The sequence below is a fragment of the Bacillus sp. FSL L8-0199 genome, from assembly GCF_038005705.1.
In the GTDB taxonomy this organism is placed as follows: domain Bacteria; phylum Bacillota; class Bacilli; order Bacillales; family Bacillaceae_G; genus Bacillus_A; species Bacillus_A cereus.
In genome coordinates, this window is record NZ_JBBOTS010000001.1 from 3,332,027 (window position 1) to 3,351,879 (window position 19,853).

The following is a 19,853-nucleotide window of genomic DNA, read 5'->3' on the forward strand; positions in this document are numbered from 1 at the left end:
CTTTTTCCAAGGAGGAATCACAGTGTATGACTATTCAATCCTACCGAATAGAATCATCTTATGTGTTGATTTAAGAAGCTTTTACGCTTCTGTTAGTTGCATCAAAATGGGATTAGATCCTATGCATACAAAATTAGCTGTAGTCGGTGATGTAAACAGGAGTGGTTCAATCGTTCTAGCCGCAACTCCACCATTAAAAGCGTTGGGTGTAAAGAAGATGGCAAGGCTATACGAGATTCCTCAAAGAAAAGATATTCTTATTGTAACTCCAATTATGAGTACTTACATCAAATGCTCTAATTACATTACAAAGTTAGCTTTACAATACGTTCCTTATGAGGATTTCCACCAATACAGCATAGATGAATTTCTGATGGACGTTACTGATAGTATTCATTTATTCGCTAACGATCCATATGAGTTCGCTTTAAAATTTAAACGTGAAATATATGAACATACACGAATTGAATGTACGATTGGAATTGCTCCGAATCCTTTAATGAGTAAGATTGTTTTAGACATAGAAGCTAAGAAGAACAAAGAAGGGATTGTCCATTGGAAATATGAAGATGTCCCAACAAAATTATGGACCATACGCCCACTTAACAGATTTTGGGGCATTTCGTACAAAACAGAAGAAAAGTTGAATCGAAAAGGTATACATTCTATCGGGGATTTAGCCAATTATCCCCTTAAATACTTAAAACGAAGCTTCGGTAAAATCGGGGAGGAATTACACTTACATAGTAACGGCATTGACTTCAGCCGTATTTCAGAGAAATACGTTCCTGCTACAACTTCAATCGGAAAAAGTCAAATTCTTATGCGTGACTATACAATAGAAGAATTTCCAATTGTTCTACTAGAGCATATTGAAGAAGTCTGTTATCGCCTTAGAAGACAAAACAAACTGGCTCAAACCGTTCATTTTTCTGTTGGCTATAGTAAGAGCTATAACGGTGGTATTAGCAAAACACATACTTTAAACCGTCCGACTAACTTAACAATGGATATTTATAAGATTTGTACATATTTTTTACATCAACAGTATACTGGTGAACCCATACGCAGTATAAACATCTCTTTAACAAACTTACTTCAAGAAGGAGAAGAACAAATTTCTCTTTTTGATAATGTCAGGAAACGAGAACAAGAGGTGAAGTTAACAAAAGTAATGGATGAAATACGCACAAAATTTGAGAAGAACAGTATTTTACGAGGGATTTCCTACACGCATAGCGCTACAACTAGACATAGAAACACACTAATAGGAGGACATAGATCATGATTAACGCTAATATACCAAAGGGAAGAGGTATGGTGTTAACAATAGTATAATATATGAGTAGAGATAACGTATACAACGATAGGTAGTTCTCTTTTTTTGTCTCTTTGTAGAAGCTATAATAATAGTAAAAAAGAGATAGTATTTATAGTATAGATAGATTGAACAGTTGGAGGTGGAAAAATGTTTAAAGTACAAAGTATTATTACATCGTTTGGGGAAGAACGTTGGATGGTTTTACATAACAAGGGTGAACCAGTTATCCCAATCATGAAATTTATAAAACATAAGGATTCTTTAGGAAAAGCACCTAATACACTTAAAACATACTGTTATCATTTGAAAATATTCTGGTGTTTTCTAAACGAAAAGAATAAAGATTACAGAGAAGTGGATATAAGTTTATTAACAGAATTTATTCATTGGTTAAGAAAATCAACAGATGATATGAATACTATCTATTTAAATGACACAAAGAAGTTAGCGCACGCTAAAAGAACTGAATCTTCCGTTAACTTAATCGCTAATTGTGTTATTGAATTTTTGGACTACCAATGGCGTAGTGGTCAAATTTTATTTAATGTAAAATCCAAAGTTACAAAAGAAGTCCATAATACAAGGCGGAAGTATCGTAAATTTTTAGATCATATAACACATACCCCAACAACCAAAATTAATATCTTAAAACTTAAGGAACCTAAAAGAAAAATAAAAACCATTACTACTAAGCAGGCCGAATTAATTCATATAGCATGTAATAACATAAGAGATGAGTTAATAATTCGTATTTTATATGAAGGAGGATTAAGAGCTTCTGAGTTATTAAGTTTATGGATAGAGGACTTCAATATCAATGATGGTAGTATCACTGTTAGAGAATCTAAAACACAAGCTGGAGAAAAAAGAAAAGTATATGTATCAAATGAAACAATGAATTTATTCCAAGATTATATTATCGATTACCATACTAATGATGTAGATTCTAACCATGTGTTTATTAATTTAAAAGGGAAAAATAAAGGGCAACCAATGCAATATTGGGCTTTGCAAGCTGTTATACGTATATTGTCTAAAAAAACGAAAATAAACTTTACCGCTCATACACTTAGACATACATGTGCAACACAACTTTATGATCTAGGCATGGACGCTGGTATCATTCAAAAATTATTAGGACATGCCCAGGTACAAACTACTTTAAATATGTATATTCATCCTTCAGAAGAAACTATAAGAAAGTACTGGGATGAAGCCCAGCAGCATAGGAGAATGAGAAAATGAATATCGTAGCTATTAATTCCAATAAAATACAACGTAAAGTTATGAACGACCTTAAAGGTTATTGGGCTTTAGATGAATGGAAAATCGAAGAGTTTCCCCTGCCAGATAGAAGAGGAAAAATTAAAGAAACAAAAAAAATTGTTGATTTCAATAAAATTAGTAATGAATATATTAAACTGGAGATAAAGTACTATTCTTTTTATTCTTTAACCAATGAAATTTGGCTTTTATCCAGCTTTATGGAGAAACATTTTTATAAAATGTACTTTCTTTCAAAATTTTTAGTCGAAAAATTCCCTCAAGTCACATCGATAATTGATATTCCTTACACTACATTATTAGATGAATACAAATTATATCTAACTGAAAATAATAAGCCGTTAAAATACCCCCATCATCGTGGAGGAGAATTTATTTCACCTTATCTTGGAGTATGTAAAAGTTTATATGATTTTTTCTCTAATTATTATGACGAACGACCTGAACATCAAAAAGATAAATGGAATATAAAAAGACTAGGGATTCCATATAATATGTCTCGAAGAGACAGATTTCTTAATTTCACCAGTATAAAATTTCCCTTTCGGGAATTAGTTAAAAAGTATGTAAATCAAACATTACTTATACACCAACAAATTACCTTTGCCACCGCCCAAAATATTTTAAAGAAAATGTATTTGTTTTTTGATTACATTGTAGAAACGTATCCAAAGTGGATAGATTTACAGAATCTACAAAGACAGGACATTGAAGATTTTTTATTTTATGTTAGAAATCGTGAAATGGGAGGAAAGAGTTATACGAAAAATCGTGTTCCTAGTAATCGTCATGTAATAGAGTGCCTTTCAAATGTCAGAAGAATAATTGAATATATGCAAGGTTTTGAATGGAAAGAAGCACCTAAAACCCCTGTTAACAGATTAATATTTCCCGAAGACTTTCCTCGAAGAGAAAAGAAAAACTATCACGAACATGTTAAACATGTGCCAGATTTTATATGGGAGCAAGTGTTGGAAAATCTACATGATTTAGATTCGGAAATTGCACGATTAATAGTCATTATGGAAGCAACAGGATTTAGAGTCTCAGATGTATGTCAGTTACAATTAAATTGTCTAACATATAAGCAAGATGGTTGGTGGTTGGTAGGAGATCAACGAAAAGTAAATGTAAAAGAACATATTGTTCCTATTTCAGAAGAAATTGTGGAAATCGTTAAAATACAACAAGAATATATTAACAATCATGAAAAGAATCATAACAACTTAAATCAATTTTTGTTCCCTGTTCTTACTGGAAAAAATAGAGGGATGGCCTTTTCACAAAAATCGGTTACCTATGCATTAAATCAACTAGCCGAAAAATATAAAATCCTTGATAAAAATGGAGAAATATTTCTATTTAAGAACCATGCTTTTCGACATAGATATGGGGTCAATCTAATTAATAATGGTATGAATATTCTTCATGTACAAAAGTTAATGGCACATACTAGTCCTGAAATGACATTAACTTATGCAAAAATTTCAGATAACACTCTTCGTAGGGAATGGGAAAAAGTTCAAAACTCAGTGCGTATTGACACAACTGGAGAATTAATACAAGCCAGTCTCCCTGAGCAGGCAGAAGAAAACGGTTTGGAACTAGAATGGATTCGCCATAACATGGACTCTATTCGTTTGGATCATGGATTATGCATAAAGAGTCCTAAGGTTAGCTGTGAATTCTTAGATTATTCTTTAGAAACCCCTTGTATTAAAAATAATTGTAGGAGTTTTCATGTAGATACAACATTTTTAGATTACTATAATGCGCAGATATCAAAGATGGAAGAAGATATTATAAAGTATCAAACTAGCGGTCGTATTCGTTCTATTGAATTGATTCAACCAAAACTTAATAAGTATAAGGAAATTAGGGATTCATTGAAAAATGAAATTGGAATTTTCGGTATGCCGAAACATAAACGAGAATATATAGGAGAGGAAAGAAAAATTGATGGTTAACAAACATCCGAATACAACGGGGTTATTGAATCATGCCTCTAAAAAAAAGAGGGAAACACAATATAGAGTGAATGAAGTAATACAGTTAATGGTTAAAGAAGGACAAAAAATTAATTTTAATTCAGTTTCAGAAAAAGCACAGGTTTCAAAAGCATATTTATATAGAGAACCCTTAATCAGAAAAACGATTGAAGACTTACGTCAACAGCAAGAAGGCATACATGATTTTAAGAATATAAAAAGAAGGACATCGGATGCCTCCAAGGATGTAATCATAGAAACTTTAAAGAATAAGCTCAATCTTTTAAAATATAAGAACAAGCTATTAGAAAGTGAAAATGAGCACTTAAAAACACAACTGAAAAAAGATTTAGGAAAGGTTTATGAAAATTTATAAATATGTGATATCGTCCTATCAGTTGTAAAATAACACCCTTAATAAAGCAGGATTTGAACATTTTTATTTTAAGAAATAGAATTTAAATCATAATGATACATATTAAAATCTTTTGCAAATACCTCTTGAACCAACTGAATTGTTTCTGCGTCATAAAAACTATCATAAGTAGGTAATCGTGGAAAAACAGGGGTTGTAATATCAGCGTCTGCATAAACTCCTTTGTAAATCATCTTACTCCCTTGATAATGCCAAGATTTTGATAATAGATCTAATGGTGATTTTTTTAATTTATATACCTCTTCTAGCTTCGAAATACCTGTGTTAAAATTTTCTAGATGGATATAGTTTGTAACAAATTCTTCTTCTCCTTGTATATATTGTTGTGTAAAGTGAGGATCTACTTGATCTAATTTTGTCATGTGTGCTTTTAAGTAATACAAAAATAGTTTAAAGGAAATGGGTTTATTGCAAGTTTCATCACCATACAGAAATTGCCGAATGGGTTTCCATACGGGATTTTCAATATTTGGTGGTGGAACCAGAGCAACAAAAGAACTTACTGCCCTTCTATAAGGATTTCTTACTAGTTTGTACGTCTTCTTCTCTTTAGTTTGTAATCCATTAGCTAATTGTGCTAAATAATGTGTAGAGTTCTTATATACTTCATACTCATAGTTGTGAATGAACGGATTGTACTTTATCGCTTCTTTAAATAAATTAATTTGATAAAAAAACCAGTGGGCTAGCGAAGTACATCCGCTTTTTTGGCTCCAAAACAAGATGAGGGGAAAATCTTTATGAAAATGAGGGACACGCCCTTGCTTGTATATAAAATTATATAGTTCTATATGATCCATTTTGAACCTCCATTCTTATATAGCAAAACATGAAATATTTTTAATAAGCGATAACTAACTTTAGTCCACTAACACCAATAATGATAGCTAAAAATATTTGAAGAGGTTTAACGGGAATCTTAGTGGAGAATTTACTACCAAGTATGACACCTGGGATAGAACCAATGAGTAAGTGAATTAATAAAAGATAATCTACGTTTCCTAAATTCATATTTAGTATGCTTGCAACCGTCACTAATAAAAACGCATGTGTAATATCTGTGCCTACTAATTCGGATGGTTTCAGTCGATATAAATATATCATTGCAATAGCAAATAAAGAGCCTGATCCAACGGAAGTAAGTCCCACGATAAAACCGAGTATTGCACCGATAAGAATTGTTAGGTTCTTTTTTTGGACCATAGTCTGTTTTTGAAAAAAACTTTGTGTAGATTCATTATAGAAAAATGTTTTTATAAAAATAGAAATTGCCGCAAGGATTAAAACATATCCTAATATATATTTTATAATTCCCTCTCGATTATCATGAAAAATTGGCAAGAAATGAATTATTATTACTGCGATAATTGCACTAGGTAAACTCCCAATAGCTAGATATTTTACTAGTTTAAAATTGATGGTTTTCTGTTTCCAGTGTTGGGATATTCCAAACATTTTAGTGATAGAATTATATACTAGATCCGTTCCAACAGCTACAGAAGGACTTATGCCTAATGTTAGAAGAAATGGAGTCAGTAATGCGGCCCCACCTATCCCTGTTACTCCAACCAATCCCCCTATGATGAAACCCATCATTATAATAGAAATGCTCATTATAATTCCCCTTCCATACCGCTGGCTTTTCATAGTGGTTATAGTTTTTAAAGAGACTCTATACATAGTCGGGTGATAGGTATATTAGTTAAAAATTAATTCCATTCTTCTTATATCCATATGCTTCAAAATCGTCAGTAAATATTTCTGAAACAAGGTTTAGAGCTTCTTCATCATAAAAACTTCGATAGGTTGGTAATGAAGGGAAGTGTGGATTTGTAATATCATCATCTGCATAATTTCCTTTATGAATCATTTGATGTGCCCTATGGTGATTGGAGTTTGTAAGGAGTGATATATCAGAAGAAAGTAATCCATATTCTTTCTCCAGCTGCGGAATTATTGTATTAAAATTCTCTAGTTTTATATTTTGTTTGATGACCTTTTCTTCTCCCTCAATATATTGTTGTGAAAAATGTTGATCTAACAGAATGGATTTAGCCCCTATTTCTTTTACATAATATAAAAATTGTTTAAATGAAATTCCTTTCGATTCATTTTTATCATTATAAAAATATTCTCTAATCTGTTCCCATTGTTTCGAGGCGTAAGGGTTGTCATAAAGTATTAAAAATGAGCTTACAGCTCTTTTATAAGGGTTGCGCACAAGTTTTATGGTATCCTTACTTAGTTCCAAGAGTTGCATTTCTAAATTTGTGTAGTAATCAACTTTATTTTTGTATATTTCAGATTCATAGTAATGAATGAACGGTGCATATTTCATTGCTTCCTCATATAACCCAATTTGGAAGAAAAACCAATTCGCCAGAGAAGTGCAACCACTTCTGTGACTCCAAAATAAAATTATGGGGAAATCTTTATGAAAATGTGGAATACGTTCGCCATATTCAATTAATCCTTTAATATTGTTCTTCATCAGCCAAACCCCTTCGTTATTCTGATATTTATTGAACACTTAAATACAATGGTAACTACTCATACCATTGTATTTAAACACCACTGTAAAGGTACTTAAGTTGGCATATAAAATCCCAGTGTATTAAAAACACCTTACATAGGTGTTTTAATTTTCCAGGTTTATCAAAATGTAATAATTGCTTAACAAACTTTAAAATATAGAAATCTATTATAAAGAGAATTATGTATGAAGATATGTATACAACGATAGAGGCATTAATATCGCTACAATAATCGAAAAAAAGTCTTGATAAAATGGTGAAATTCACTCCGTTTGCAGCGATGCCTGAACAGTTTGCTGGTATCCGTGAAATCATTAAAGAGAAAAACAAAGTAACTCGGCCGATCTTAACCGATGAAGAAAAAGAACTAATTGAGAACATGTTATTATGTTCCTTATTATCTGAAGAAGAAATACTAATTACATATTATGAGGATGGTTATTTGCTCTCTAGCTATATGACTGTTGTTGATATTGATCCATCAAATAGTGCTGTCATATGTACTGATGCTTTTTATAATAGGATGAAACTGCAATTTTATAATATAATAGATGCAAAATAGAATATATTTACGTCAGTACGTTTAAACCATTATAAAGGAATGTAAAACTAAAAAAATTATATCATTACCCCTTACAATGCATAACACAAATAATTATTTGCAAAATAAAAAGAACCTCATGTAGGTTCTTTTTATTTTCTGTACAAAGTTTTATAAGACATGCTTTAACGTTACCTTTTCAGAATACAGTGGTATTCTATGTCCTTAAAATTATAACAATAACTTTTCTACACCTACTCCATCCGTTAATAATAGTTTCAAAGAAGGTGATATTTTAATTGCTTCTTCGATATCCAAATCTCCAAAATCCACCATATATAATCCGAATCCTTCTTTTCCATTTGCATATAATAGCACTTTCCCACCTTCATCATCACCAATTGCAAGTGAGTTAGGTATATATTTTTGGATATTATGAGCTTCATTCATCTCTATACAACCCGCTGGACTCCAAATACGGACATATATTTCATTATTTACATTAATCTCCGCTTCTGTACAATGTTGAATTATCTCTAGATAATCAGAGGGAACATCTATTGATGAAAAACCTTGTAATTCTTGAATCGTTTCTTTAGTTGCTGGAGGTTCTTGTGTTTCTAAAGTGAAAACTGCATTTAAGTTTTCAATTATATTCATTAATACTCAATCCTTTCATATTTTACTTTTAACTTATCAAGCATTCTATATTGTTGTTCTAAAGTTCCCCTAATAGTTTCTTTAGAAAATCCCGCTTTTTCAAAATCAGAAACTATATTCTTTAATTCCTCTTGTAACGAAGAGCTCCATTTCCCATTTCCTAAGGCTACACGTTCATCACGTCTCAAATTCTGTGCATTAGTAATAATAGTATGTGGTAACTCCTTTCCTGTTTCAATCGTCACTGTTGGTGCAAGTTTTGGATCATATCCATATTGACTTAAATTTGCTTCTGCCCATTTCCCTTGTAAACCGTGATGAGATTGTAACCTTCCTCCATTTGGACCTTTCCCTTTTGGTTTAGGCATTGATTGTATATGCGTTTTATTAAAAAGCACATAATTCGACTCAACACTCTTTACAGTTTTAACAGCACTAGCGGACATTTTTACACCTTTACCAATTTTAACTAACTTCCCGACTGGTGTAATTCCAGCTACCGCCATACCTCCAGCTATGACTCTGTCAAAAGTACCAAGTTTTTCTCCCGTAGACGGATCTACACCTTCCCAAGCACGACGAACATCATATTCTCCACTTATTTCACCTGTAATATCTCTGGCTAATTTATTACCATCAAATTCTTTTTTTCCTGATGCTAATGTAGTTTCATTGTTTATTGTTTCTTCTTGATTTAAATCGCTATACACAATTTTATCAGATTCACGTGCTTTTTCCACTGTAATTTTCTGAATTGATACAGTCCAATTCATATTCAAATCTTGTACACTGAATGTTCCACTCGCAGGACTAAAACCTTTTCCACTTTGAACTTCCGCAAGACCTGTAGCAATATTCGCTGCTAATTGAAGAGCCGTGCTGTAGTTATTACTAGATGTATAATTAAATTCATATAGATGCTCTAATTTTTCTTCAAGTTTTTTTCTCATCTCAACTAAAACAGCCACAATTGCATCTACTCCAGGCATTGGTGTACGTACCTCTATTGCTTCTATACTTGCAATTGTTTGATTGATTTCTTGAATTTGTTCTCTTATTTCTTGTTCGATAACATCTGTCGAAGCAATTTTTGCTTGAAAATCGTTTGGAAACGCATCATTTTGACGAATTAATTCTTCACATAAGTATATAATTCCTTGCGCCAAAGGTCGAAATGTTTGGACAAGATATGTTTTTGCACTGCTATATGTTTGCCCTTGTAATACCGTATCCATTGCAAAAGCGTCAATCGACTGAATCGCTTGTTCCATACCTTGAATCGTGGCTACACAAAAAGCATTCATACTTTCTGTTTGAGCTTGTACTTCTCCCAAATACATGTTTAAACCCATGTGCTCCCTCCTTAATAAGTAAATGATACCAACTAAAGGATAAAATTGTAAATTAATATTTTATTAATTATTCCGATATTTCTAACTATAAAACCCTTAATGCTATTTCACCGCCTTGTATCCTACAATATATTTCGCAACCCCTTTTCCAAAAAATCATAATACAAAGTCAATCACACCTTCCCAAAAGGTACACCTTCTTTAATTAATTGATTAATTGACACCTTGTGAAAACTCATTCCATTCCTCCAAAAGTTGATACAAATACGTTCTACCTTTATCCGTCAGTGTATAGTACTTTCTTGAAGGTCCTTCTGAAGACTCCTGTAAATACGTTGTAAAATATTCTTCCTTTGTTAACCTTCGAAGAAGAGGATAAACAGATCCTTCTGATATTTCAATTTGATTGGATATACTTCGAACTAATTCATATCCATAACAGTCTTGCTTATCCAGTAAGACAAGAACACAAAGTTACAAAACTCCTTTTTTAAATTGTACATTCAATATTCATTCACCCTATTCTAATTCATATTCACTACTATTTATTATTTAGTACTGTTTTATAATGAGTAACTACAAGTATAACATGCCACTTAGTATTGTTCATTGCAAGGTACAGTAGAAAAAAATATATATATCTTTCATCCAAAGCTTATAAAATCAAAACGATGGCTGACCCTCTGCAGTTACGAATTTCTAAATGAGGCTAAAACAAGCCTTTTACAAAATAGAAAGGACTCAACTTTTTTACATAATCATACTTTACCTACTATAATAAAAGAGTAAATGACTCTTACTTTAATGGAGGGAATACAAATGAAAGCAATTGGTTTACATGAATACTTACCTATTGAAGAAGAAAACAGTTTAATTGATATTGAAGTTGAAAGACCTGTTGCTACAGGAAGAGATATACTCGTTAAAATTAACGCTATTTCCGTTAATCCGGTTGATACAAAAGTTCGCTCTCCGAAAGATAAAAAAGAAGATGTAGCGAAAATACTTGGCTGGGATGCTAGTGGTGTTGTCGTGCAAACTGGCGAAGGTTGTACGTTATTTAAAGAAGACGACGAAGTGTTTTACGCTGGAAGCCTTACGAGACAAGGTACATATAGTGAATATCATTTAGTTGATGAAAGAATTGTTGGTAAAAAACCAAAAACATTAAGTGATGCGGAGACTGCAGCACTTCCTTTAACAGCTATTACAGCATGGGAAGGTTTATTTGAACGTTTAGGTATTGATTATAATAAAAGAGATGAGAATACATTTAAAAACATTTTAATTATCGGCGGTGCTGGTGGTGTTGGCTCGATTGCAATTCAACTTGCAAAATGGGCTGGACTAAATGTCATCACAACTGCATCCCGCACTGAAACGATACACTGGGTTGAAAAATTTGGTGCCGATTATATTATTAACCATCACCAGCCTTTACAAGATCAAATATTAGAGTTTGGTCTAAAAGATGTAGATTATATTTTCTGCTTAAACAATACAGATCAACATTGGCAAGCAATATGTGAGCTTATTAAACCACAAGGAAAAATTTGCTCTATCGTAGAAAATGAGCACCCTCTTGAGATGGGTATTTTAAAAAGTAAAAGTGCTACATTCGTTTGGGAGTTTATGTTTACAAAAGCAATGTATGAAACTGGCGATATGATTACGCAACACGAACTATTAAATAAAGTAAGCGAACTACTAGATGAAGGTATTTTAAAGACAACATTACATGAAACACTATCACCAATTAATGCTGAAAATGTAAAGAAAGCACATGCACTGCTTGAAAGCGGAAGTACAATTGGAAAAATCGTTTTAGAGAAATTTTAATAACAAAAAGTCCGATTTCCAAATGAGAAATCGGACTTTTTTACTATCTTTATTTACTTGAAATCTCTTGATCATTTGGAACATCTAACGGCGGTCGTTTCCCTATTCCAAAAGCATAGAAACTAATTGTTACGATAGCTAAGAAAACAATACCTACAACTAGTGAAATACGCGTATCATCGTTAAACCACATTCCGATTAATACCATAATTAAAAAGGCAATCGTTAAATAGTTTGTAACAGGAGCAAATGGCATTTTGAACGGATGATCTTCCATCTCTGCCCCTTTTACTTTTCTAAAATTAATTTGACTTATTAAAATGACAAACCATGGTACCATACCAGGAAGTACGCTCGCACTATATACATATACGAATAAGTTTTTCGGTGCAATATAACTTAATACAACACCAACCGCTAAACCGATAATTACGCCAACTGTACCGAATAAAGGTACACCATTTCCAGAAAGTTTCGTGAAATATTTCGGTGCTTGTCCATTTACACCTAACGTATAAAGCATACGCCCCGCACTATAAATACCGCTATTACAACCAGACATCGCCGCTGTAATAACAACGAAGTTAATTAATCCAGCTGCTGCCGTAATACCAACTTTCGCAAAAGTTGCTACGAACGGACTACCAATTGTACTTAATTGATCCCACGGATACACAGTTACAATAACGAAAATAGCACCGATGTAGAAAATTAAAATACGCCAAATTGTACTTTGAATCGCTCTTGTAAGTGTCTTCTTTGGATCCTTCGCTTCACCAGCAGTAATACCAATTAATTCCACACCTTGGTATGCACCAACTACAAGTGATAAAGCAAAGAAGAATCCTGAGAAACCACCTGTAAAGAAACCGCCATTTGACCAAAGATTAGATATGCCAATCGCTTCTCCGCCGTTACCAATTCCGAAGAAAATAAGGCCAAATCCCGCAATAATCATTAATAGAATCGTAACGATTTTAATCATCGCGAACCAAAATTCAAATTCACCAAATGACTTCACAGAAATTAAGTTAGCTGCACCAAGAATAACCATTGCAATTATACCTGGTATCCAAGCTGGTAAATCCGGGAACCAATATTGCATATACGCTCCAACCGCGATAATTTCTGACATCCCAACGATAACCCACTGGAACCAGTTACTCCACGCTGTCATATAACCAGCTAGTGGATGAATATACTTATGACCGAATGTCGCAAATGAGCCTGTACTTGGCTCCATATACAACATTTCTCCCATGGCACGCATGATGAAGAAGATGAAAATACCTGCAATTGCATAAGCAAGCATTACTGACGGACCTGTCCATTTAATTGTGCTGGCTGATCCCATAAACAAACCAACACCAATCGTTCCGCCTAAAGCAATCATTTGAATATGACGTGCTTCTAAACCTCTTTTCAATTCTTTGTTTGCCACTTCACTTCCCCCTCTTAGATGATTCATAGCCGCATTTTAACACAAGATGCTTTCCCCTAATTCCTTTCGACCCTGAAAATGATGAAGCAAACGTCATTTTACACTAGCTTTAAAGCTATCCTAAAATCGTTTTGTGCTCCTAATAAAATTCTCAGAACCTTTCATCTTCCAATATTCTATAAATCTTAAAATTACTTACCTTATATTAATTCATTAATCTGAAAAATTCAATTATTTTTTCAATAAATTATTATACATAAGTCTGATTAATTTTTAACTAAATTAACAATAAAATACATCTATTCAATATGATTCCGACATGTATATTATTACAATATAAATAAACGAGGAGATGCTATCTTCCTCGGTTTCATATCTCAAATACTTCAACCTTTATAGTTGATAACGTAATTTCCCACACATTCGATTCATATACCAATAAGGAATTTAATATATTAATAAACTACTAACTTCTTTACTCCAGCCAAATTTTGAGGCAGAAACCTTTCTGCCTCAAAACAACGGGATAAAATATAAAAGAGTCTCATTAAAAAATGAGACTCTTTTACAATTTCATATTTAAATCGATTTCGAAGTTTGCTTACCAAAGATAAACACCCTAGTAAACACTGCCATTATAACTACAATAACCAGAAAATAAAGTGGCATCACCATTAACGAGCCTGTATGCAGCTGACTCATTCCCAAAATTGTCATCGTTACAATTACATAGTAACCTAAACTAAACAATGCACCAGCTGTACCAATGACATCTTGAAAATCTACTAACGCTAAACTTAAACAATTAGGTAACGCTACTCCAATTCCTAATAGCAATATAAACATCGCTATTAAAAATACAATCATATATATTATATTTGGATTTGATCCAACTGAAGTAATAATAGATAAAGCGACTGCTCCTCCTGTCATTACAAGACAACCGATATATATAATTTTCTCTGGTTTATAAGTAGCAAGTAAACGTTTTGAAATTTTCGCTCCAACAATAGAAGCAGACGCTACAACAATTCCTAGAAAGCCATACATACTAGGCGATAACTGAAAGTATTCAATAAAGATAAACGGCGCTTCTGCATAATAGCTAAATAAAACACCATTTGCTCCTCCAATTAACAGCCCATATGTTACCACTTTTGGATTTGTAATTAACCTCTTCAAGACTGAAAATACATTTATTTTATTCGTTACTGAGCCCGTTTTTGTTTCAGGAAGAGAAACAAACGTATACAGAAAAATACCGATACTCATAACTACTAAACTTAAAAATACTATTTTAAATCCAAACATTTGATCAAGAAAGCCACCAATTAACGGTCCTATCGCTGGTGTAAAAGCAATGACTGCTGAAATTTGAGCAAACATAACATGCCTCTTATGCCCTTCTACACTTTCACGAAGAATCGTTTGCGTCACAACTGATCCTGCACTTGCTCCAAACGCTTGAATAAAACGACTTACCAATAAAACTTCAATGGAATTTGCAATAAAGCACAAGAAACTCCCAGCGCCATATACGACAATTCCAAATAACATTGCTGGGCGACGGCCAATTATATCTGATAGCCATCCAATAAAAAATACACCTAAAGCAAATCCAGCAAAATACACACTAAGCGTTAACTGCACCTCATTATTACTTACATGTAACGCCTTTGAAATGTCAGGTAACGACGGTGTGTAAATCGTTTCACTAATTTGCGGAAATGCGACAAGAATAATCATTAACAAAAGTGATGGTACTGAGACTTTTTTCATTTTTCATACCCTCCTATAACTTTGAAAATCTCAGAAATAAAAAGACTTTCCTTAGCTACGGAACAGGAGGGGCCATTATAGAAATCCGGTCATAAAACAACAAAGAAAACACCTCAATTACGTATGTTAATACTTATAGGAGGGTAATATTAACATCGATTTTTAAATATACTTTTTCAATTATATTACATATTGCGTTTCTTTTACTAGTGCTCGGCCTTGGAGGATTGTTAAAAAGATAACTTGATGCATTCACCTTTTTATGGAATAATTAGAAATAGTTTGAATTCATAAACTTAATTATTAAACGATAGACTAGCATATTTTAATGTCACAAGCTTACAAACAGGAGGACTTTCGTAATGATTGAAATTTTAAAGACAGTATTAAATTTCCTAATTTCTCTATTCTCAGGAGAATTACCATTTGTATATTATGTATGGATTATTAGCCTATTCCTAATTCAAATAATCCAATCTACTCTGAACTATAAACTCTTTAACAAGAAAGACAATTTCAGCACTTATATATCGGAAGGATTACTTGCTTTTATTATTTTATTGTTTGGAGGAATATTAGTATCTAAGTTACTTGCTTACATAATAGACGATCCTACTATTAGTATGACAAATGTAACACATTATTTTGTTTCTCTTATCATATTAACTATATTTGTCGTAATAACCTGTGTTAAAGACTTTATAGAGACATCTATAAAGAATAAAAATATATCTCTTTTGAGCTTTTTAGTAATTTCCTTAATAACAAGTATACTTTCATTCAAGTTTTTATCACCTTTAATTGAAGGTTCTTTTTCTCTTTCTAAATCTTTTATAACTACTTTAATCATTCTAGTAACCGTATCAATCCCTCTATTAATTTCCTTAGAGGATAAGTATGCAGACGAAAAGGAAACGGAAAATTTATAGTTTCTCATTTACATAAAGAAAGAGGGAGTTCCCCTCTTTCTTTTATATCGTCCTATTTCACAAGACTAAATCATTCCTTTTAATATTAATCCTAAAACTGACATTATTATCGCGCTAATAATAATTCGCAAAATCCAAGTTGTGTTTGTACTTATTTTTTCTAATTGCTTATTGATTGTTGCTATGTCTTTCTCATTAATAGTGGTACGCGTTTCTAAATTTCGAATGTCTCTCATAATTTCTTTTTGCTCCGCCTTGAGACTGTCAATTTTAGCGTAAACATCTTCCATATATTCACACCCTCTGTTCATCTTAATAGAAAAATCTATATATATTATGAGACAACCCTCTTACCTGTGAATACATTGCGTATATCCGCGTACCAAATTATTTGTACAATCTAATTGAATTACTCACATGTTTCTATTCTTCTATTTATAAATTAGCGTTAAGATACATTAAAATTTTAAAAGGAACCCCTTGTTTATTTAACAACAAACAAGGTGCAATCCAACATTCGGAAGCACCTACGATAATTTCTATTGTTTTCATATTTACAACTCCATATAATCAGTATGATTTTCTGAAGAAGCCAATTTTTGAACTGCTTAAAGTATACTAATATGAATACGAAATAGCTGTATTGATAAACTCTCTAGAACAATAAATATACTGGCTGAAACGGATCTATATCCGATATTTTTTCCAGTAACATGAATGGTTATTTCTGATAAATGTGTTTGTACATCATTGTTTTCAAAAATTTCATCCTCAACCTTTACAATATCTGCTTCACAATCTACTTCTTTAAAAGTTTTCAATAATTTTGTTTCCAATAAACTACAATCAAAGCTCTCATCTTTTATTACGGCAAATTTAACCTTCATATCGATTTCCCCATTTTTAACAAACTAAAATCACTAAATCAATATAAATATATATTATTCTATTAAATAATTCAAAATATACGCTTCTTATATGCATTATTAAAAATCAGTTCTAAAGAATTAAATAGTAGGCGTTCCACTAATCTTTCATATAATTCGTCTCTTAATTATTTTGCTCATTGCGCTTTTTTATTTTCCTCACTATTTCAACTAAACTTTCTGTAATAATACATATTTCAAATACATTATTTCCTTTCACTCATACTTTTATCATTGAGTTTTTATTCACAAATTCGTAACACATACATATAAGTTATCATGCTAAAATTAGTTTATTCACAAGAAGAAGTTCTTCTTAATAAATCAATAATTTTTAATACCCTGTTTAAAGCCTTGCCCCCCCTGCAAGGTTTTTTCCTATTTAAATAGAGTAGTAGTTTTCGTTATGCTTCTCTCCCCTTGTTCCTTACCCTACAAATAATACTTCATATTTATTTTAATTTTTCAGCATCCGTACTCGCTCTGTTCGAGAGCTCTTTACCAAATATTCAATCTAATGATAAGATTGACCAAATTAATATTTTCGTCCATAACTGTATCAAAAAGTACACTAAAGAAAAAATAGCACTCTCACAATTAAGTAAACGCGAGCTTTTTCTTCTATCTACTTACTATTTAAGGTTAATAGTGACATAACCAGATTTTAAAATTCGACTTAAATTCATTGATGAATGGAGAGGTTTATATGAAATTGAAAGACAAAGTAGCAATCATAACTGGTGGAGCAAGTGGAATTGGCGAATCTACTGTTCGTCTTTTTATCGAAGAAGGTGCAAAAGTAGTTATTGCTGACTTTTCTGAACGTGGAAAAGAACTATCAGATGAATTGAATGCACATGGATATAATACGTTATTTATTAAAACTGATGTAACAAAAGAGGCAGATATTAAACAGCTAATTCATGAGACAGTAAGTACATACGGTAAATTAGATATTATGTATGCCAATGCCGGCGTTGCTGATGATGCACCAGCAAACGAATTATCCTATGAAAAGTGGAAAAGAACTATTGATATTAATTTGTCTGGAGTATTCCTTTCTAATAAATATTCGATTGAACAATTCCTTAAACAAGGTACAGGTGGTGTCATCGTTAACGCTGGTTCGATTCATAGTTTTGTTTCATTACCTACCCCAACAGCATACTCCTCTGCAAAAGGTGGTGTGAAACTATTAACTCAAAATTTATGTACTGCCTACGCTAAATATGGAATACGTATTAATGCGGTGTGCCCCGGTTATATTGACACCCCTTTACTTGGTAGTGTTAATCCTGAACAGAAAGAATATTTAGCTTCACTTCATCCACAAGGCAGACTTGGAACACCAGAAGAAGTCGCTAAAGCTGTCTTATTTTTAGCAAGTGATGAAGCTAGTTTTGTTAACGGTACAACACTTCTTGTTGATGGAGGCTATACTGCACGTTAATTTAAAAATTTTGAAGCCCCTTAAGAAATATATAGTCTTCAATAAAAAAAGCGCCATCACAAGTGACGGCGCTTTTCTATGTAAGAGTAACTAGAAGGTATCCTTCTAGCCTACTCCCATTTATAAGTCCAAAACTGTTCAAGTTGCAGCCATTTTAATGTTGCTGCATCTTTGTTTTTTATTTTTGCATGCGTGTCTTCAAGCATTGCTTCTGTTTGTGAACGGTGCGCACCTAATGCAGTTAATTTATGATCAAATACTTCACTAATGTTATTTACAACATCCGGTTCTCCTAATACTGCCTCACGATTTTTCGTAATCGCAACAGCATGGATAACTGGGCGCTCTTCTTTTGGCATACGTGATACAGCGCGAACGACAGCGCGGCCAAATGCATTATGATCTGGATGTACACCGTGTTCTGGATAAAATGTAATAATTCGAGATGGATTTACTTCTTGAATGATTGCTTCAATTTTGTCAGCAACGAAATCAACATCTTCAAATTCTAACGTTTTATCATGGAAGCCAAGCATTCTTAAATCTTTAATACCCATCGCTTTACAAGCATCTTTCAATTCTTTCTTACGGATATGTGGAATCGTTTCACGGTTAGCGAATACGTTCTTACCCATGTTACGTCCCATTTGTCCTAGAGTACCACATGCATATGTTACAGGTACTCCTTGATCTGTTAATAAGCGAATTGTTCCTCCCGCAGCATATGCTTCATCATCTGGATGCGGAAATACAACAAGTACATGTCTCTCCATAAGTTTCCCTCCTTCTTACTTAAATGGTGTTAAGCTTAACTCAAGTGCAACTGCTAAGCGACCTAAATTATCATGTCCAGCTAGTAATAAACGCTCTTGATCGTCTACTTCCCAGTGCGTAATACCTTCAGCATATACCCAACCGTGATCCATTTTCAGACCAACTCGGTATGGATTTGTTCCAGTTATCTTCCCGCGTTCAAAACGGATAATCGCATTTCGAATGAAAGCACCAACTGTCATCATCTTTTCATTTATGTGTGATGCATACGCTCCGTTTGTCGTTTCTAAATGAATATATACATCTTTATTTACAAAACGTTCAATTTCATTTTGAATAAGAGAACTATCTTTTACTATTTCCATCGGAATTCACCTCTTTAAACCATTTTACGCAAAAATAATGTAAATTGCTATCTCTATATTAGAGGACAACGCTCACTTTTCCTAATAATTTGCACTGTGTTTTTTATATTTTTTATATGATATGTAAAAAATACATTTTTTCCTTCACTTTGTTAAATAGTTTTCTTTCTTTTTTGAATTTGCTACAATATATTTTATCCCGTATTATTGCAGCGAGATACATTTCGACAATTG

The 19,853-nt window shown here is 32.6% G+C and carries 20 protein-coding genes; 8 read left to right on the top strand and 12 right to left on the bottom strand.

Annotated elements, in window-relative coordinates:
- Positions 1-22 precede the first annotated feature (22 nt).
- The 4 genes from NST86_RS17335 (at position 23) to NST86_RS17350 (ending at position 4,969) form a co-directional block, all read left to right on the top strand.
- Positions 23-1,288, top strand: coding sequence for a Y-family DNA polymerase (locus NST86_RS17335; protein ID WP_016118371.1), 1,266 nt, complete (start codon positions 23-25; stop codon positions 1,286-1,288).
- A 180-nt stretch (positions 1,289-1,468) separates the two neighbouring features.
- Positions 1,469-2,566: a tyrosine-type recombinase/integrase gene (locus tag NST86_RS17340; protein WP_229136679.1), complete on the top strand. Its 1,098-nt coding sequence runs from the start codon at positions 1,469-1,471 to the stop codon at positions 2,564-2,566.
- Positions 2,563-4,572, top strand: coding sequence for a tyrosine-type recombinase/integrase (locus tag NST86_RS17345; RefSeq protein ID WP_043937165.1), 2,010 nt, complete (start codon positions 2,563-2,565; stop codon positions 4,570-4,572). The genes NST86_RS17340 and NST86_RS17345 overlap by 4 nt, the downstream gene beginning before the upstream one ends.
- Entirely contained in the window at positions 4,565-4,969 is a 405-nt protein-coding gene (locus tag NST86_RS17350; protein ID WP_000247457.1) for a DUF6262 family protein, read from the top strand. Before NST86_RS17345 ends, NST86_RS17350 begins: the two co-directional genes overlap by 8 nt.
- A 68-nt stretch (positions 4,970-5,037) precedes the next feature.
- On the opposite strand, the gene NST86_RS17355 is transcribed toward NST86_RS17350, so the two are convergent.
- The 3 genes from NST86_RS17355 to NST86_RS17365 all read right to left on the bottom strand — a co-directional run bounded on the left by NST86_RS17355 (position 5,038) and on the right by NST86_RS17365 (position 7,520).
- Positions 5,038-5,829: a sulfotransferase family 2 domain-containing protein gene (locus NST86_RS17355; RefSeq protein ID WP_043937166.1), complete on the bottom strand. Its 792-nt coding sequence runs from the start codon at positions 5,827-5,829 to the stop codon at positions 5,038-5,040.
- Between the two features lie 40 nt (positions 5,830-5,869).
- Positions 5,870-6,643, bottom strand: a complete 774-nt coding sequence (locus NST86_RS17360) for a sulfite exporter TauE/SafE family protein (RefSeq protein WP_000027993.1) — start codon at positions 6,641-6,643, stop codon at positions 5,870-5,872.
- An 88-nt stretch (positions 6,644-6,731) separates the two neighbouring features.
- Complete coding sequence (locus tag NST86_RS17365; protein WP_043937167.1) at positions 6,732-7,520, bottom strand: sulfotransferase family 2 domain-containing protein; 789 nt, start codon at positions 7,518-7,520, stop codon at positions 6,732-6,734.
- A gap of 296 nt (positions 7,521-7,816) precedes the next feature.
- On the opposite strand from NST86_RS17365, the gene NST86_RS17370 reads away from it, so the two are divergent.
- Positions 7,817-8,125, top strand: coding sequence for a YolD-like family protein (locus NST86_RS17370; RefSeq protein WP_340934140.1), 309 nt, complete (start codon positions 7,817-7,819; stop codon positions 8,123-8,125).
- A 210-nt stretch (positions 8,126-8,335) separates the two neighbouring features.
- On the opposite strand, the gene NST86_RS17375 is transcribed toward NST86_RS17370, so the two are convergent.
- The 3 genes from NST86_RS17375 to NST86_RS17385 all read right to left on the bottom strand — a co-directional run bounded on the left by NST86_RS17375 (position 8,336) and on the right by NST86_RS17385 (position 10,572).
- A complete protein-coding gene (locus NST86_RS17375) occupies positions 8,336-8,764 on the bottom strand; it encodes an SMI1/KNR4 family protein (RefSeq protein ID WP_016118373.1) in 429 nt (142 codons plus the stop codon).
- Complete coding sequence (locus tag NST86_RS17380; RefSeq protein WP_086423485.1) at positions 8,764-10,116, bottom strand: pre-toxin TG domain-containing protein; 1,353 nt, start codon at positions 10,114-10,116, stop codon at positions 8,764-8,766. Before NST86_RS17380 ends, NST86_RS17375 begins: the two co-directional genes overlap by 1 nt.
- A gap of 213 nt (positions 10,117-10,329) precedes the next feature.
- Positions 10,330-10,572, bottom strand: a complete 243-nt coding sequence (locus NST86_RS17385; protein WP_392389464.1) for a PadR family transcriptional regulator — start codon at positions 10,570-10,572, stop codon at positions 10,330-10,332.
- 363 nt (positions 10,573-10,935) lie between these two features.
- Between NST86_RS17385 and NST86_RS17390 the strand changes: the two genes are divergently transcribed.
- On the top strand, positions 10,936-11,955 hold the full coding sequence (locus NST86_RS17390) for a zinc-binding alcohol dehydrogenase family protein (RefSeq protein WP_086423484.1): 1,020 nt from the start codon (positions 10,936-10,938) through the stop codon (positions 11,953-11,955).
- Positions 11,956-12,004: 49 nt separating this feature from the next.
- On the opposite strand, the gene NST86_RS17395 is transcribed toward NST86_RS17390, so the two are convergent.
- Both NST86_RS17395 and NST86_RS17400 read right to left on the bottom strand, forming a co-directional pair.
- The gene (locus tag NST86_RS17395; protein WP_140159048.1) at positions 12,005-13,396 is read right to left on the bottom strand and encodes an amino acid permease; all 1,392 of its coding nucleotides are present in this window, start codon (positions 13,394-13,396) and stop codon (positions 12,005-12,007) included.
- A gap of 579 nt (positions 13,397-13,975) precedes the next feature.
- Positions 13,976-15,175, bottom strand: coding sequence for a multidrug effflux MFS transporter (locus NST86_RS17400; protein ID WP_086423482.1), 1,200 nt, complete (start codon positions 15,173-15,175; stop codon positions 13,976-13,978).
- A gap of 362 nt (positions 15,176-15,537) precedes the next feature.
- Between NST86_RS17400 and NST86_RS17405 the strand changes: the two genes are divergently transcribed.
- Positions 15,538-16,104 carry a DUF5823 family protein gene (locus NST86_RS17405; protein ID WP_016118379.1) on the top strand — a complete coding sequence of 189 codons (567 nt, stop codon included), beginning with the start codon at positions 15,538-15,540 and terminating at the stop codon, positions 16,102-16,104.
- Positions 16,105-16,169: 65 nt separating this feature from the next.
- Here NST86_RS17405 and NST86_RS17410 read toward each other — a convergent pair whose 3' ends face one another.
- Positions 16,170-16,394, bottom strand: coding sequence for a hemolysin XhlA family protein (locus NST86_RS17410; RefSeq protein ID WP_000390462.1), 225 nt, complete (start codon positions 16,392-16,394; stop codon positions 16,170-16,172).
- 318 nt (positions 16,395-16,712) lie between these two features.
- Entirely contained in the window at positions 16,713-16,991 is a 279-nt protein-coding gene (locus NST86_RS17415) for a hypothetical protein (RefSeq protein ID WP_000865018.1), read from the bottom strand.
- 745 nt (positions 16,992-17,736) lie between these two features.
- Here NST86_RS17415 and NST86_RS17420 point away from each other — a divergent pair.
- Positions 17,737-18,480, top strand: a complete 744-nt coding sequence (locus tag NST86_RS17420; RefSeq protein ID WP_000768021.1) for an SDR family NAD(P)-dependent oxidoreductase — start codon at positions 17,737-17,739, stop codon at positions 18,478-18,480.
- A 110-nt stretch (positions 18,481-18,590) separates the two neighbouring features.
- Here NST86_RS17420 and bshB2 read toward each other — a convergent pair whose 3' ends face one another.
- Positions 18,591-19,253, bottom strand: coding sequence for a bacillithiol biosynthesis deacetylase BshB2 (gene bshB2 / locus NST86_RS17425; RefSeq protein ID WP_000439486.1), 663 nt, complete (start codon positions 19,251-19,253; stop codon positions 18,591-18,593).
- A gap of 15 nt (positions 19,254-19,268) precedes the next feature.
- Positions 19,269-19,619, bottom strand: a complete 351-nt coding sequence (locus NST86_RS17430) for a YojF family protein (protein ID WP_000407045.1) — start codon at positions 19,617-19,619, stop codon at positions 19,269-19,271.
- Positions 19,620-19,853 lie beyond the last annotated feature (234 nt).

Coding starts and splice junctions, on each gene's coding strand:
- NST86_RS17340 (WP_229136679.1), top strand. CDS start 1,469: ATGTTTAAAGTACAAAGTATTATTACATCGTTTGGGGAAGAACGTTGG.
- bshB2 (WP_000439486.1), bottom strand. CDS start 19,253: ATGGAGAGACATGTACTTGTTGTATTTCCGCATCCAGATGATGAAGCA.
- NST86_RS17415 (WP_000865018.1), bottom strand. CDS start 16,991: ATGAAGGTTAAATTTGCCGTAATAAAAGATGAGAGCTTTGATTGTAGT.
- NST86_RS17430 (WP_000407045.1), bottom strand. CDS start 19,619: ATGGAAATAGTAAAAGATAGTTCTCTTATTCAAAATGAAATTGAACGT.
- NST86_RS17365 (WP_043937167.1), bottom strand. CDS start 7,520: ATGAAGAACAATATTAAAGGATTAATTGAATATGGCGAACGTATTCCA.
- NST86_RS17390 (WP_086423484.1), top strand. CDS start 10,936: ATGAAAGCAATTGGTTTACATGAATACTTACCTATTGAAGAAGAAAAC.
- NST86_RS17420 (WP_000768021.1), top strand. CDS start 17,737: ATGAAATTGAAAGACAAAGTAGCAATCATAACTGGTGGAGCAAGTGGA.
- NST86_RS17400 (WP_086423482.1), bottom strand. CDS start 15,175: ATGAAAAAAGTCTCAGTACCATCACTTTTGTTAATGATTATTCTTGTC.
- NST86_RS17360 (WP_000027993.1), bottom strand. CDS start 6,643: ATGAGCATTTCTATTATAATGATGGGTTTCATCATAGGGGGATTGGTT.
- NST86_RS17355 (WP_043937166.1), bottom strand. CDS start 5,829: ATGGATCATATAGAACTATATAATTTTATATACAAGCAAGGGCGTGTC.
- NST86_RS17370 (WP_340934140.1), top strand. CDS start 7,817: ATGGTGAAATTCACTCCGTTTGCAGCGATGCCTGAACAGTTTGCTGGT.
- NST86_RS17380 (WP_086423485.1), bottom strand. CDS start 10,116: ATGGGTTTAAACATGTATTTGGGAGAAGTACAAGCTCAAACAGAAAGT.
- NST86_RS17375 (WP_016118373.1), bottom strand. CDS start 8,764: ATGAATATAATTGAAAACTTAAATGCAGTTTTCACTTTAGAAACACAA.
- NST86_RS17405 (WP_016118379.1), top strand. CDS start 15,538: ATGATTGAAATTTTAAAGACAGTATTAAATTTCCTAATTTCTCTATTC.
- NST86_RS17410 (WP_000390462.1), bottom strand. CDS start 16,394: ATGGAAGATGTTTACGCTAAAATTGACAGTCTCAAGGCGGAGCAAAAA.
- NST86_RS17350 (WP_000247457.1), top strand. CDS start 4,565: ATGGTTAACAAACATCCGAATACAACGGGGTTATTGAATCATGCCTCT.
- NST86_RS17345 (WP_043937165.1), top strand. CDS start 2,563: ATGAATATCGTAGCTATTAATTCCAATAAAATACAACGTAAAGTTATG.